Origin of the sequence: Kocuria sp. CCUG 69068 (assembly GCF_020833785.1) — a bacterium.
GTDB classification, from domain to species: domain Bacteria; phylum Actinomycetota; class Actinomycetes; order Actinomycetales; family Micrococcaceae; genus Kocuria; species Kocuria rosea.
In genome coordinates this window covers 1-13,934 of sequence record NZ_PDDL01000015.1, presented here as the reverse complement: position 1 = coordinate 13,934, position 13,934 = coordinate 1, and the positions used below count along the sequence as shown (strand labels likewise).

General features: G+C 68.1%; 12 protein-coding genes. 4 read left to right on the top strand and 8 right to left on the bottom strand.

The window, feature by feature from the left end:
* Window positions 1-49: 49 nt before the first annotated feature.
* Entirely contained in the window at window positions 50-712 is a 663-nt protein-coding gene (locus CRM73_RS04890) for a GntR family transcriptional regulator (protein ID WP_229587019.1), read from the bottom strand.
* A 759-nt stretch (window positions 713-1,471) separates the two neighbouring features.
* Between CRM73_RS04890 and CRM73_RS04885 the strand changes: the two genes are divergently transcribed.
* Window positions 1,472-2,887, top strand: a complete 1,416-nt coding sequence (locus CRM73_RS04885; RefSeq protein WP_229587018.1) for an amidase — start codon at window positions 1,472-1,474, stop codon at window positions 2,885-2,887.
* 223 nt (window positions 2,888-3,110) lie between these two features.
* Window positions 3,111-4,514, top strand: a complete 1,404-nt coding sequence (locus CRM73_RS04880; protein WP_229587017.1) for an MFS transporter — start codon at window positions 3,111-3,113, stop codon at window positions 4,512-4,514.
* 259 nt (window positions 4,515-4,773) lie between these two features.
* On the opposite strand, the gene CRM73_RS04875 is transcribed toward CRM73_RS04880, so the two are convergent.
* The 4 genes from CRM73_RS04875 to ald form a co-directional block, all read right to left on the bottom strand.
* Window positions 4,774-5,976 (bottom strand): M20 family metallopeptidase, encoded by a 1,203-nt coding sequence (locus CRM73_RS04875; protein WP_229587015.1) that lies wholly within the window; start codon window positions 5,974-5,976, stop codon window positions 4,774-4,776.
* 36 nt (window positions 5,977-6,012) lie between these two features.
* Complete coding sequence (locus tag CRM73_RS04870) at window positions 6,013-7,305, bottom strand: PLP-dependent aminotransferase family protein (protein WP_229587013.1); 1,293 nt, start codon at window positions 7,303-7,305, stop codon at window positions 6,013-6,015.
* A 7-nt stretch (window positions 7,306-7,312) separates the two neighbouring features.
* Window positions 7,313-8,449, bottom strand: coding sequence for a M24 family metallopeptidase (locus CRM73_RS04865; protein WP_229587012.1), 1,137 nt, complete (start codon window positions 8,447-8,449; stop codon window positions 7,313-7,315).
* Between the two features lie 321 nt (window positions 8,450-8,770).
* On the bottom strand, window positions 8,771-9,889 hold the full coding sequence (gene ald, locus CRM73_RS04860; protein WP_229587011.1) for an alanine dehydrogenase: 1,119 nt from the start codon (window positions 9,887-9,889) through the stop codon (window positions 8,771-8,773).
* A 121-nt stretch (window positions 9,890-10,010) separates the two neighbouring features.
* Between ald and CRM73_RS04855 the strand changes: the two genes are divergently transcribed.
* Entirely contained in the window at window positions 10,011-10,508 is a 498-nt protein-coding gene (locus CRM73_RS04855; protein ID WP_229587010.1) for an Lrp/AsnC family transcriptional regulator, read from the top strand.
* A gap of 247 nt (window positions 10,509-10,755) precedes the next feature.
* On the opposite strand, the gene CRM73_RS04850 is transcribed toward CRM73_RS04855, so the two are convergent.
* From CRM73_RS04850 to CRM73_RS04840, 3 genes are all read right to left on the bottom strand, one after another.
* A complete protein-coding gene (locus CRM73_RS04850; RefSeq protein ID WP_109244566.1) occupies window positions 10,756-11,208 on the bottom strand; it encodes a hypothetical protein in 453 nt (150 codons plus the stop codon).
* A 444-nt stretch (window positions 11,209-11,652) separates the two neighbouring features.
* On the bottom strand, window positions 11,653-12,045 hold the full coding sequence (gene mscL / locus CRM73_RS04845; protein WP_031283557.1) for a large conductance mechanosensitive channel protein MscL: 393 nt from the start codon (window positions 12,043-12,045) through the stop codon (window positions 11,653-11,655).
* 394 nt (window positions 12,046-12,439) lie between these two features.
* Window positions 12,440-12,640 (bottom strand): antitoxin, encoded by a 201-nt coding sequence (locus CRM73_RS04840; protein ID WP_017834502.1) that lies wholly within the window; start codon window positions 12,638-12,640, stop codon window positions 12,440-12,442.
* 407 nt (window positions 12,641-13,047) lie between these two features.
* On the opposite strand from CRM73_RS04840, the gene CRM73_RS04835 reads away from it, so the two are divergent.
* Window positions 13,048-13,674, top strand: a complete 627-nt coding sequence (locus tag CRM73_RS04835) for a dihydrofolate reductase family protein (protein WP_017834501.1) — start codon at window positions 13,048-13,050, stop codon at window positions 13,672-13,674.
* Window positions 13,675-13,934 lie beyond the last annotated feature (260 nt).

The following is a 13,934-nucleotide window of genomic DNA, read 5'->3' as shown; positions in this document are numbered from 1 at the left end:
GGGCCAGGACCGGCTCCGGAGAGTCCCGGACGTGAGTGGTGCTCTTCTATCAGCCCTCGGAGGGACTCAGGCGGCCGATGGCGTCCTCCATGTGGTCCAGGAGCAGCCGATCGGCGCGCTCCACGTCGGATCGTCCGATCGCCTCGGCGATGCCCCGGTGCTCGTCCAGCCGGAAGATGTGGGAGTTGTACCGGCTCTCCAGCGCGGTGATGCACATACGGGTCTCCACCATGAGCGTGGTGTGCATCCGGGAAAGCCGGGCACTGCCGGCAAGGGCCACGAGCAGCGCGTGGAACTCCACGTCCGCCTCGGTGAGCGCGTCCGTGTCATTCTGCGCGACCGCAGCCGTCATCGTCCGCACCACCTCGAGGAGTCGTTCACCCGCGTGCTCAGCGTTGATCTGGATGACCCGTGTCGCGGCCGCCCGCTCCACGGCGGTGCGGGCCAGGTACATGTCCCGCACATCGTCGTCCGTCACCTCGATGACGAACACGCCCCGGTTCCTGATGCTGACCAGCAGACCCTCCTGGGTGAGTCGCTGCATGGCCTCCCGCAGGGGCCCGCGGCTCACACCCAGGCGGCGGCTGAGCTCGGCCTCGTTCAGCTGCTGACCGGGCACCAGGTCGCCCTCGCCGATGGCCCGGCGCAATTGCCGTGCGATGAGGGCAGGCGTCGTCTCCTGGACCACCGGTTGAAGTATGGGGCTGGTCATGGTGCCTCCGACCATAGGTAACCGTGCTGGACAAAAATATTGTTCACAATCATATCCCGAAGCGGACTAGAGCGAGGGCTGCACTGTGTCCCGATTTCGCCTCCCCTGCGGTGCTCCGCGCCTTCTGATGACCCGCTGGGCACCTTGACATTCCCCGTGCCCACCGCCTGTGACCTGCTCCGATACGCACGTCCGGGTGCCAGTTATGGGCAACCCTGCGGAGGAAGGGTATCGAGACTGCGGTAGCGGTCTCCAGGCTTATCCTCAACGGCTCCGGAGCCGGACCCACACCCCGCGGCGCGCCTCATGCCTTCTCCTTGTTGCCTAGCTCACATCAACACCATATGCTTCTTGTAGACAATCGTACGACGGGGGATGGTGATCACGTGTTTCCCAGTGCGCTCCCCGATGTGCCCATCCTGGACCGCTCGTTCACTGCTGACCGTGCGGCCGAGGTCCGGGGGCAGTCAGCCGATTTCAGGACGCTACTGCTGGGCTGTGGCCCATCGGCGACTGCCATGGAGGAGCATGCCCGTGCCGTGCGGACACCCGGCCCGGCCACGGGGACCTGGCGGGCGGCGGTGATCCGGGCCGGCGTGGTCTTCCCTTCTCTCTCGTGGTCTCTCAACCTGACGCCCCCGGACCACGTCGTCTCGGATGCCTTGCTCTTCGTTCCGCAGGGCGGAAAGACTCCCGCGACCACCCGGAGTGGCCCCATCGTGGTCCCCGTTCGACCAACTTCGACCTAGAAGGAAGACCATGACTGATTTGACGGAACTCACGGCGCTCGAGCTGTTGGACAGCTACCGCCGGGGCAGCTTCTCCCCGGTCGACGCCACGCGGGCCGTGCTGCGGACCATCGATGAGCTGGACGGTGCGGTGAACGCCTTCGTGTCCGTGGACCACGAGCAGGCCCTGCGCTCGGCCGCCGAATCGGAGAAGCGATGGCATGCGGGGGAGCCGCTGGGTCCCGGCGACGGGGTCCCCACGTCCATCAAGGACATCTTCTACACTCGGGGCTGGCCCACGCTGCGCGGCACCCGGCTCATCGACGCGAACCGGTCGTGGGAGGAGGACGCCCCCTGTGTGGCCCGGCTGCGCGAGACCGGTGCCGTGCTCCTCGGCAAGACCACCACCCCGGAGTTCGCGTGGAAAGGGGTCACCGACTCCCTGCGCCACGGCTCGACCGGCAACCCATGGGGCGCTGACCTGACCTCGGGGGGTTCCAGCGGCGGCAGCGCCACGGCCGTGGGTATGGGCATGGGGCCCTGGTCCGTGGGAACGGACGGCGGTGGCTCGGTCCGGATCCCTGCCGCCTTCACCGGCACGGTGGCGATCAAGCCCACCTACGGCCTCATTCCGATGTTTCCGGCCAGTCCCTTCGGCACGCTCGCCCACGCCGGGCCCATGACCCGCACCGTGGCTGATGCCGCCCTGCTGCTGGACATCATCACGGGCTTCGACTCCCGTGACTGGTCCGCCCTGCCGACGCCCACCTGGTCCTTCCTGGAAGAGCTTGAGGGCGGGGTCGGCGGCCTGCGCATCGCTTTTTCGCCCACACTGGGGTTCGGGCAGAACGATCCCGAGATCGAGCGGCTCGTCCGCCGCGCCGCCGAAAGGTTTGTGGAGCTCGGGGCCGTGGTCGAGGAGGTGGATCCGGGCATCCAGGACCCGGTCGAGGCCTTCCACACCCTGTGGTTCGCCGGTGCCGCAAAGGTCCTGGAGGGCTACGGTCCCGGCGCGATGGACGAGGTGGACCCGGGGCTGCGCCGCAGCATCGAGGAGCAGGGCGAGATCAGCGCCTCCGACTTCCTGGACGCCACGGCTGTGCGGATGGACCTGGGCGTGACCATGGGGCGCTTCCACGAAACCTATGACTTGTTGCTGACCCCCACCCTGCCGATCCCCGCTTTCCCCCGGGGCCAGGACGCGCCGGAGGGCTGGCACTCCCCGAACTGGACCAGCTGGACGCCGTATACCTACCCGTTCAACATGACCCAGCAACCGGCGGTGAGCGTGCCGTGCGGCCTCACCGGGGCGGGCCTGCCCGCGGGACTGCAGATCATCGGGCCCCGGCACGCGGACCGGATGGTGCTCCGCGCCGCCCAGGCATACGAGCAGGCGACCGCCTGGGGCACCCAGCCGCCCGCGCGGGCGGTGGTCAGCGGTGGCTGAGGGCCGCCTTGGTCCCGGAGCACCACTGCGTCGGATACCACGCGGCATCCGACCACGGCCGCGCACGAGGGGAGGGGGCAAGCACCCCTGACCCCGGTGCACCAAAAGCACCACGACACCTGACGAATTGTTGACCATCATTCACGCGGGCTGTTCCGTTCAAGGCAAGCCCAACACAACCGGGGCGCCAGCCGGTGCACCATCCGCACTCTTGGAGGATTCCATGAATTCACACCACGATCCTGGCCATTCCGGCGCCCGACAGGACGGCCTGCCCCGCAACCCGGCAACAGGACGGCCCGAACCGGACGCCAAGACGGTCAACCGCGCCGTCGCGGCCTCCGCCATCGGCAATGCCACCGAGTGGTTCGACTACGGCGTGTACGCCGTGTCGGTCGTCTACATCACCCAGAACTTCTTCCCGGGTGAGTACGGCACCATCCTGGCGCTGAGCACCTTCGCGTTCTCGTTCCTGGTCCGGCCTCTGGGCGGCCTGTTCTGGGGACCGCTCGGCGACCGCCTCGGCCGCAAGCGGATCCTCGCGCTCACGATCATCCTCATGGCCGGGGCCACGTTCTGCATCGGTCTGATCCCCTCGGTGGAGACCATCGGGATCGCGGCCCCGATCCTGTTGATCCTGCTGCGCGCCGTGCAGGGCTTCTCCACCGGTGGCGAGTACGGCGGCGCCGCGACCTTCATGGCCGAATACGCCCCGGACAGGAAGCGCGGCTTCCTCGGCAGCTTCCTGGAGTTCGGCACGCTGGGCGGCTTCGCCCTCGGCTCGCTCATCGTCCTGTCGGGTGAGGTGGTGCTGGGCAACGAGGCCATGAGCGAGTGGGGCTGGCGCATCCCGTTCCTGCTCGCCGGACCCATGGGCCTGGTCGGTCTCTACCTCCGGTCTCGGCTGGCGGACTCGCCCATCTTCCTGGAGCTGGAGGAGGCCGGGCACGCCGAGTCCTCCGCCGGGACGGCGCTCAAGGACCTGATCACCCAGTACTGGCGTCCCATGCTCACGATGACGGGTCTGGTGATCGCGCTCAACGTGGTGAACTACACCCTGCTGAGCTACATGCCGACCTACCTGGAGGGCCAGACCGGCATGGACTCCCGGACCGTGCTGACCATCATGTTCGTCGCACAGTTCGCGATGATGCTCGTCATCCCCTTCGCCGGGGCCCTGTCCGATCGGGTGGGGCGCAAGCCCATGTGGTACGTCTCGCTGATCGGGCTGTTCGTGCTGGCCATCCCCATGTACATGCTCATGGCCAACGGGTTCTGGTGGGCCCTTCTCGGGTTCGCGGTGCTCGGTCTGCTCTACATCCCGCAGCTGGCCACCATCTCCGCGACCTTCCCGGCCATGTTCCCCACCCACGTGCGCTACGCCGGCTTCGCGATCACCTACAACCTCGCCACGGCCGTCTTCGGCGGCACCGCCCCGCTCGCCAACGAAGCGCTCATCGAGGCCACCGGCACCCCGCTGGTCCCGGCGTTCTACATGATGGCAGCCTGCGTCGTCGGGCTCATCGCGGTTCGCACCATGAAGGAGACCGTCGGCGCGTCCCTGCGCGGCACTGAGATCCCGGAGACGAAGCCGCAGGACATCATTCGCGCCCGGGCCCGGGCCTGACCTTCCACCTGGAGACCCCCGCACCTCGATCCGAGGTGCGGGGGTCTCTGCCATCTCCACCCACGGGCCGTGACTGCCACCGGCGCAGCGCAGGGCCGTGACTGCCACCGGCGCAGCGCAGGGCCCCAGGCGCATCATCGACACGGGATGAGAGCTCGGGAGCACGGGAACGGCCTGTGCTGGACTTTGAGACGTGGTGCGGCGGGGGACGTGGGTGTCCCGGTGACGCCGGAAGTCCCCCGCAAGCCGGGAACTTCAGTCAGGCGCCGAGGAGCCGCAGCGCGGTGAGGGCGTAGGCGCGCGCGGCGAGGACCAGTTCGTCCACGCCCACGGACTCGTCGACCTGGTGGGCCTGGTCATTGAGGCCGCCGGGGCCCATCACCACCGTGGGGACGCCGTGGTCCCGGGCGATGAAGCCGCCGTCGCAGGCCGCGCTCCACCCGCCCACCGACGCGGGGCCGCCGAGGTCGGCGACGGCACCGTGCACGGCGGTGACCAGGGGGTGGTCGAGGTCCGTGCGGAACCCCGGCATGGCCATGGTGACCTCGATGTTCACGGAGATGCCGTCCCCCGTGATGCCGGCCGCGTCCACGGCCGCCACCAGGTCCGCGGCGAGCCGGTGCGGGTCCTCGTCGGGCATCAACCGGCGGTCGAGCCACACCCGGCAGGACGGGGCGACCATCGAGGTGGTGCGCCCGCCCTCGATCCGCCCGACGTTCCAGGTGCCCGCGCCCAGCAGCGGATCGAGGTCCTGCTGCCGGCGGTCGTGGTCGGCGCGGACGAGCTCGAGCACCCGGGCCGCGGCGTCGATGGCATTGCGTCCGTCCGCGGGCCGCCCGGAGTGCGCCGGCACCCCGGTGACCTCGAGCTCCAGGTAGGCGTCGCCACGGCAGCCCACCACCGTCTGGAGGTCGGTGGGCTCGGCGACCACGCAGCCGCGGAAACCCCGGCCGAGGCCTCGCCGTGTCAGGTGCCGGATCCCCAGGCCCAGGTCCTCCTCGTCCACGGTGCAGGCCAGCCGCACGGGCCCGCGCAGTTCCGCACCGGAGCGGCGTAGGGCGTCCATGGCCACCAGCACGGCCGCGAGCCCACCCTTCATGTCGGTGGCCCCCCGCCCGTAGACCCGGCCGTCCGCCACGACGGAGCGGAACGGCTCCCGGGTCCAGCCGGGCCCGGCGGGCACCACATCGGAGTGCCCGAGGAAGAGCAGACCGGGCCCGTCCCCGACCGGTCCGCCGGGGGCCAGCTCGACGTCCACGTTCGGCCGGCCCGGGGCGGCCGGGTCGATGCGGACCTCGAGCCCGCGGATCCGGCCGGCCTGTTCCAGGATCTGTACGGTGCGTTCCTCGGTGCCGCCGGGGTTCTCCCCGCCGGCGTCGACGAGGGCTCGGGTCAGCGCCACGACCTCGTCCGGGTCGATGAGGTCGAGGACGGCGTGCTCGAACTCGTGGGCAGTCTGCATGGTTCCTCCCGGACCGGGCTGCGCCCGCGTCGTCGTTCAGCGGTCGAGCTCCGCGCGGGCGATGTCCAGGGCGCGGGCCAGGCGCTGCAGCCCGACCTCCGTGCGCTCCGGGGTGGTCGAGGCGAAGCAGAGGCGGAAGGCGTCCTCGAACCGGCCCGAGGGGGACAGCGCCGGGCCGGGGATGAAGGCGACGCCCTCGGCGAGGGCGATCTCGAACAGCCGCGAGGTGGAGACCCGGGCGTCCTCGCCCTGAAGGGTCACCCAGAGGAAGAACCCGCCCTCGGGATCCGTGGTGGTCACCCGGGAGCCCAGGTGCCGGGCGATCGAGGCGTCCATGGCCTCCTTGCGGCGGCGGTACTCCGTGCGCAGACCGGCCAGGTGGTCGTCGTAGCCGCCCTGGCGCACGAAGCGCTCCACGATGTGCTGGGCGGGCACGTTCGTGCAGGTGTCCATGGCCTGCTTGCCGGCGATCAGCAGCTTGCGCAGCTTCGGGTCCGCGTCCACCCACCCCACCCGCAGGCCGGGGGCGAGGACCTTGGAGAAGGTCCGCACCGAGAACACCAGAGGGTCGTCCGGGCTGATCTCCCGGAAGCCCGGGACATCCTGGCCGGCGAAGCGCAGGCCCCCGTACGGGTCGTCGTCGAGGATCATCGATCCCCACCGATGGGCCAGCTCCAGGATGCGGACCCTTCGGGCCTCGCTGAGAGTGGTGCCGGAGGGGTTCTGGAAGTTCGGGATGGTGTAGATGACCCGCGGGGTCCGGCCGGATTCGGCCACCAGGGTCTCCAGGGCGTCCACGTCCATGCCGTTTCGGTCCATCGGGACCTCGAGGATGTCCGCGCCGTAGCTCAGGGCCGTGCCGGAGCCGTTCGTGTAGGTGGGGCTCTCGACCACCACGAGATCCCCGGGGTCCACGAACAGCTTGAACGCCAGGTCGAGACCCTGCATGCCCCCGGAGGTGATCACGAGGCGCTCGGGGCGGGTCGGCTCCGGGGTGGTCGAGTGGTGCTCTACCACCGTCTCGATCAGCCCTGGCTCTCCCTCGGTGGCCCCGTAGGTGAAGGAACTGTCGTCGAGCACCTCCGCGGCGATGCGGCGGAACTCGGCCGTGGGGATGACCTCGGCGGCGGGGGCGCCCATCGCGAAGCGGACGATGTCGTGGGACTGGGCGGCCAGCAAAGAGGTGGAGGAGTCGATGACAGAGCCGACAAGCCCGTCGGCCCGCCGGGCCAAGGGCAGCAACCCCTGGCCCGGGTCCCCACTGATCCCGTGAGTGGGCTTGACGGCGAGGTTCTCGACCGTGGTGAGGTGTGTGGTGGTGGTCGTCATGGGTTTCTCACTTCCTGATGAGTGCTCGGGGGAACGAGGTGAAAATCTCCACCCCGGTGCGCGTGACGCGCACGGACTCGGAGACCTCGTACCCGTACCCGGTCATCCACATGCCGCAGATGACGTGGAAGGTCATGTTCTCGGCCAGCACGGACTCGTCCTCCGTGCGGATACTGATGGTGCGCTCACCCCAATCGGGTGGATAACCGATGCCGATGGAGTACCCGAGCCGGCTGTGCTTCTCCAATCCGCGCTCGGCCAGCGACCAGTTCCAGGCCCTGGCCAGCTCCCGGACCGGCACCCCTTCGGCCACGGTGTCGAGGACGGCCTGCAGGCCCTCGCCCACGGCCGCCTCTAGGCGCAGCAGCTCGTCCGTGGGTGGACCCAGCATCACCGTGCGGGCCAAAGGGACGTGGTAGCGGCGGTGCGCGCCGGCCAGCTCCACGACCACGGCGTCGCCCTCCCGCAGGACACGGTCGGACCATGTCAGGTGCGGGGTGTCGGCGGAGGCACCCGTCGGCAGCATGGGCACGATCGCGGGGAAGTCGCCCCACGCGTCGTCGACGCCCTCGGCCTGGGCCCGGGCGATCTGGGCGGCCACCCGATTCTGCGGGACACCGGGTTCGATCGCGTCGATCGCGGCCTGCATCGCCGCCGTGGTGACCCGGGCCGCGGTACGCATGTACTGGATCTCGGCCTCCGACTTCACGGCCCGCACCCAGTTCACGAGCTCGAAACAGTCAACGAGTGTCCACTCCGGCAGCGCGTTGACCAGGGACCGGTATCCCTTGGGGGAGAAGAAGTGGGAGTCCATCTCGAGACCGACGCACCCGCGGGCGGCCGGGGCGATCTGGCCGCGCCGGCGCAGGTCGAAGGACACCCAGTCGAAGGGATGCAGATGGGGACGATGGACGTAGCGCTCGGGATAGCCGACGATCTGATCCGGGGGCAGCCACGAGGTGCGGAAGGCCCCGTTAGCGTCCATCTCCCGCAAATAGAGGAGCATCTCGCCCTGTGCCGGCACGAACAGCATCTGCGGGGTGTAGAACGACCAGGCATCGTAACCGGTGAGGTAGAAGATGTTCGCGGGATCCGTCACTATCAGGGCGCCGAGGCCCTGATAGTCCATGCGCCCGCGCACCATCACCAGACGCTGTGCGTACTCCTCAGCGGAAAAGAGAGACGCACGGACATCGGCGTTGCCCTGTCGATCCGGGACACCGAGGCCCAAGTCTGTGATGTTGCCGGGGCCAAGCTTCGAGGTGGTCATAGCTCATCATCAAATCTGTCGTTCTTATTGTCAACAATAGACGGCTGGTTATGCCTTGGGCGACCGGTGCGGAAGTCATGGTCGTAAAGCTCTGCTGAGTCCTTGCTCAGCCGACCCCATCAAAGTCCCGCACCCTTACTGGTGCTGCCAAGCGCGAGGAGCCTGGCCGATGGGGTTCACTTCAGTTCTATCCGGTCAGGCCGCGACCAGATCCTGCCGGTCGGTGTATTCCAGGCCGTGGGCCTCGCTCACGGAGCGGTGGGTGACCCGCCCGGCGTGGACGTTGAGCCCGGCGGCCAGAGCCGGGTCGGCGGCCAGCGCGGCCTCGGCGCCCTTGTCGGCCAGGGCCACGGCGTGGCGGAGGGTGACGTTGGTCAGCGCGTAGGTGGAGGTGTTCGGCACGGCCCCGGGCATGTTGGCCACGCAGTAGAAGACCGTGTCGTGGACGCGGAAGGTGGGGTCCTCGTGGGTGGTGGGCCGGGAGTCGGCGAAGCACCCGCCCTGGTCCACGGCGATGTCCACCAGCACGCTGCCGGGCTTCATGGCCGCCACCATGGCGTTGGTGACCAGCTTCGGGGCCCTCGCCCCGGGAACGAGCACGGAGCCGACCACGAGGTCGGCCTCGGTCACGGCGCGCTCGACCTCGTAGGCGTTGGAGGCGATGGTCGTGAGGCGCCCGGCGTACCGGTCGTCGAGCTGGCGCAGGCGGTCGACGTTGATGTCAAGGATGCTCACGTCCGCGCCCAGGCCCACGGCCATGGCGGCGGCGTTGGTGCCGGCCACCCCCGCGCCCAGGACGGTGACCTTCGCCGGGCGCACCCCGGGCACCCCGCCCAGCAGCACGCCCTTGCCGCCGGCCGGTGCGGTCAAGGCCGCGGCCCCGGCCTGGACGGCCAGCCGCCCGGCGACCTCGCTCATCGGGGCCAGCAGGGGCAGGCGCCGGTCCGCGGTCTGGACCGTCTCGTAGGCGATGGCGGTGACCCCGGCCTTCAGCAGTGCGGCCGTCAGCTCGGGTTCGGCGGCCAGGTGCAGGTAGGTGAACAGCACCAGACCCTCGCGGAAGCGGTGGTACTCGGAGGCCACCGGCTCCTTGACCTTCAGGACCATGTCGGCGCGGGCCCACAGCTCCTCCGCGTCGGCGAGGATCTGCGCGCCGGCAGCGGTGTAGGCGTCGTCGTCGATTCCCGAGCCGATCCCGGCCCCGGCCTCGACGAGGACCTCGTGGCCGTGGGCGACCAGCTCGTGCACGCCCGAGGCGGTGATGGCCACCCGGTACTCGTTGTTCTTCACTTCGCGGGGAACGGAGACAATCATGACGGACCTTCCAAAGAAACATGGACTAGATGAAGAAATTCTGTCGTATTCATGCCATCACTGGAGGTAGGATTGCAGATCCTTCGAGAGTTTGCGCCAAATCTACAGAATGGTAGAAAAGGTGACCCGCATCACACAACCCTCGCCGCAGGATCGACGCCGGCCCTACGAGCTCGACGACCTCGACCGTCGCCTGCTGGAACTGCTGCGAGCCAACGCGCGGATGACCAACCAAGCCCTGAGCGAGAACCTCGGGGTGGCCCCCTCCACGTGCCTGACGAGGATGAAGACCCTGCAGCGGGCCGGAGTAATCCGTCGCTTCACCATCGAGGTGGACCCCAAAGCATCGGGGCAGACCATCGAGGCGCTGATCAGCGTGCGCCTGCGCCCCGGAGCTCGCCAGCAAATGGCCGCCTTCGGCGAGAACTTGAAGAAGGTGCCGGAAGTTACCCAGTTCTTCTTCGTCGGCGGAGTGGACGACTTCCTGATTCACGTCGTCACGCGGGACACCGACCACATCCGCCAATTCGTGCTCGAACACCTGTCCTCGAACCCAATCGTGGCTGCCACCCAGACCAGTCTGATTTTCGAGCATGTGACAGGCCTCGATGCTCTCTGAATAACGCGCCACGACGACGGCAGGGCACGCCGCGCCTGCGCACAGGCAAGACAAAGTAGGTGTATCCACGAGCTTGGAAGCGGGTCAGCCACTATCACCGTGTCTTGCTATTTATGGCACAGCTATTGCGAGGCCGCCTGGTCCATGCGGACGTGCAATTAAGGATTCTCTGAGTGTCGCGTCAGCACTTCAGGGGCTCGACTCTACATATGACCTGTATTAGTCGCGGATTCGATTGAGGAATTGATCAGTCGACACTGATGCTGGTGTTTTGGTCGGTCAGGATGAGGTCCCATCCGGTGCTTCCGCGCACGACGGTGGCGTGCTTGATCGTGTCGTCACCATCCATCCAGTGCAGCGCGTGGCCGCTGACAGCGGCTTGGTAGCCGCACTGCCGGGCCACCCAGGCGCCTTCTGCCAATGCCTTGACGTGGCTTTCGGGCCAGGTCAAGTGAGCCACTGCTGCGCAGACGGCCACGACGAGACTACTCAGCATGGCCACCACACCCAGAATTGGGGGAAGCCAGGGGAGCCAGGTGAGGCCCACGGACAGGGGCATGCCGATCAGTGCGATCGCGGCTGGGTTGTTCCACCATGTCGGCTCCGGCGATCGGGGGGTTGGCGCGATGTTGGGAAAGACCCGCACCGTCGTGTCGGTGGTGGGACGGTGCGGGTCGTCGAAGGACTGCTGCAGGCTCACAGGGGGCTCCAGAGGGCAAACGGGAACAAATGCAGATGGCGATGGGTCAAGGAAGCACGAGGATGATGGCGGCCAGCGGCACGGTGGCTGGCACGGACCCTCCCTTTCGGTTTATCACCGACTGCGGCCAAACTCCTCAGCGGGAGAACGTTGGTTTGCTCACACGCACCGGCCGGTCTGACCGACCCCTAGTCTCAGCATCGGTGCTTGAACAAACCGGCGTCGAGGCCGGGAAGGTGGGACGGGACCAGAGCGACCATGCCATCCCGGACCGGGCACCGAATTCCCGCTTGCGGCTCAGCCCACCGCTTTACATATGGCCCGTTAGCGGCGGACCGTGCTGCGGTAGAGGTTCGTTTTCCGAGACGTCTTCTCGTATGGATGGGGAGGAAAGGAGCAGGGCCCGTCCCGAGATCCGGGACGGGCCCTGGCGGGCGGAGAGGGTCAGGAGCGCTGTTTGAGGGCGTCCCGGATCTCGGTGAGGAGTTGCACCTGGGGGTCGGCCTCCTCGTCGGCGGGGGCGATGCCCAGGCGGCGGTTGCGGGCCTCGATCATCTTGTTCATGGGCAACACGATCGCGAAGTACACGGCGGCGGCCACGAGCAGGAAGTTGACCAGGGCGGTGAGCAGCACCCCGAACCGGATGTCGTTGCCGTTGAGTGTGATCATCGCGAACGAGTCGAAGTTGGGTGAGCCCACCAGCGCCGAGATGGCGGGCATGAGCACGGACTCGACGAGGGCGTTGACGACCTGGGCGAAGGCGGCACCGATGATCACGGCGACGGCGAGGTCCAGGACGTTGCCCTTCATGATGAATTCTTTGAATCCTCTAAGCATGCGCCCAGACTATCGGCGCTGAGCCCACCGAGAACCCCGCCGCCCTAACCTATTGAGACCGTATCGATGTCCTTTTAGACGCTGCTAGCGGCACATCGGTCCGAATGCTCAGCGCCGCCTGCCCCTGGGTGCCTTGTGCCCACCGCCTGGGGGCGGGCAGTGCTGGAGTCGTGTGGGAACGACCCGTTGTGGAGGCCCGCAAGGGGCAGGGGGCTGGTCGGTCGAGTGCTCGGTGGCGGCCGCCTCGAGGGGTGCGCACGAGTGGGCCGGTCGGACACCTGGGCGCCGCATCCCGTGCCGGGAAGGGAAACCGGCTCCTCGAACTGAAGGTCGACGTCACGACGCGGGCCTCGGGCCCCACATGGGGTCCGAGGCCCGCGACAACACGTGCGGATCAGTTCTGCTGATCCTCAGGGTTCTGCTCGCCGACCAGACCTCCGGCGTGTTCCTGGGCCTGGTCCACCTGGTCCTGGAACTTGTTGCCGGTGTGCTCATCGACCATGTCGCCGCCGCCCTGGATGCCCTGCTCCACCTTGTCCGGGTTCTCGCTGGCGAAATTCTTGGCCTTGTCCGCAAAGCCTCCGAGATCCACCATGGTGACTCCTTCCTCGATCGGTCAGGGCGAAATCGTCTCCGCCCGGGAACTCGTCCAGCCTGGAACAAGGCCCCGACCCGAGTCAATCGATAGTGAACAGACACGGCGACCTGTTTTGCGCGAGCGAAGGGCCCCGGGGCGCGAAAGTTGCCAGACAATGGGAACTGTCGCGCGACAGTCCGACAAGCGGTGGAGGGGGGGCGGTCAGCGCGACTCCGGACTCCTGCCGTGAATCATCACCGGGCTGTTGTGCCGGCCTCCGACAGGAACCGGGCGAAGCCAGCAGACCCGATCGTGATCGGCACGAACGGCTGGGCTTCCACGAGGGCTGGGGCACCGTCACCAGACTGCCGCCCGAGCTCGTCGAGCCACGGACCTAGACCCACGCCCACCGAAGGGAGAAGACGATGAAGCTGACCGTCACCGAGTTCGTGAGTCTCGACGGGGTGTCCCAGGGCCCGGGATCACCCGAGGAGGACACCAGCGGTGGGTTCACCCAGGGGGGATGGCTGGTCCCCTACCTGGACGAGGCGTTCATCAACCGCGCCGCGCAGTGGTTGGGCCAGGCCGAGGCACTGCTGCTGGGCCGGCGCACCTACGACGCCTTCGCCAGGGACTGGCCGAAGATCACCGACCCGAACGATCCCTTCACCGAGCTCATGAACAGCCTGCCGAAGTACGTCGCCTCGCACACCTTGACCACCGGCCCGTGGAAGCCGACCACGGTCCTCTCCGGCGACGTTGCGGCCCAGATCGCAGAACTCAAACAGCAGCCCGGGGCCGAGCTTCAGATCCACGGAAGCGCTCGACTGGCCCAGTCTCTGCTGGCCGCAGGACTGATCGACGCACTCCGGCTCGTGGTGGCCCCGGTCGTCCTCGGCCACGGGCGCCGCCTCTTCCCCGACGGTGGCGCGCCAGCGCGCCTGCAGCTGGTCAGCAATCAGACCACCCCGGGCGGGCTCGCCCTCCAGGTCTATGAACGGACCGGGCTCCCGGCCTACGCGACCTACACGGGCGTGTCGAACCTGGCCTGAGGACAACGATCACCCGCGCACCCGTCCGCAGAAGCCGTAGCCGTACCCGAGCCACGGCACGGTCGGTTCGCGGTCAGCCATCGGACTACCTCGACGCGCGACGGCACAGCGGGACCGCCGCACCGGAAGGTGTCAGGTTGACCTGACCTATGGTTTGGTTGCCAGTCGTGGTCGCTAGCTTCCAGCGGTGGTGAGTGCCTGCGGCGTTCGAGCGAGGTCGTATTCGTGCGGGGTGGCGTACTCGAGTGCGGAGTGTCGGC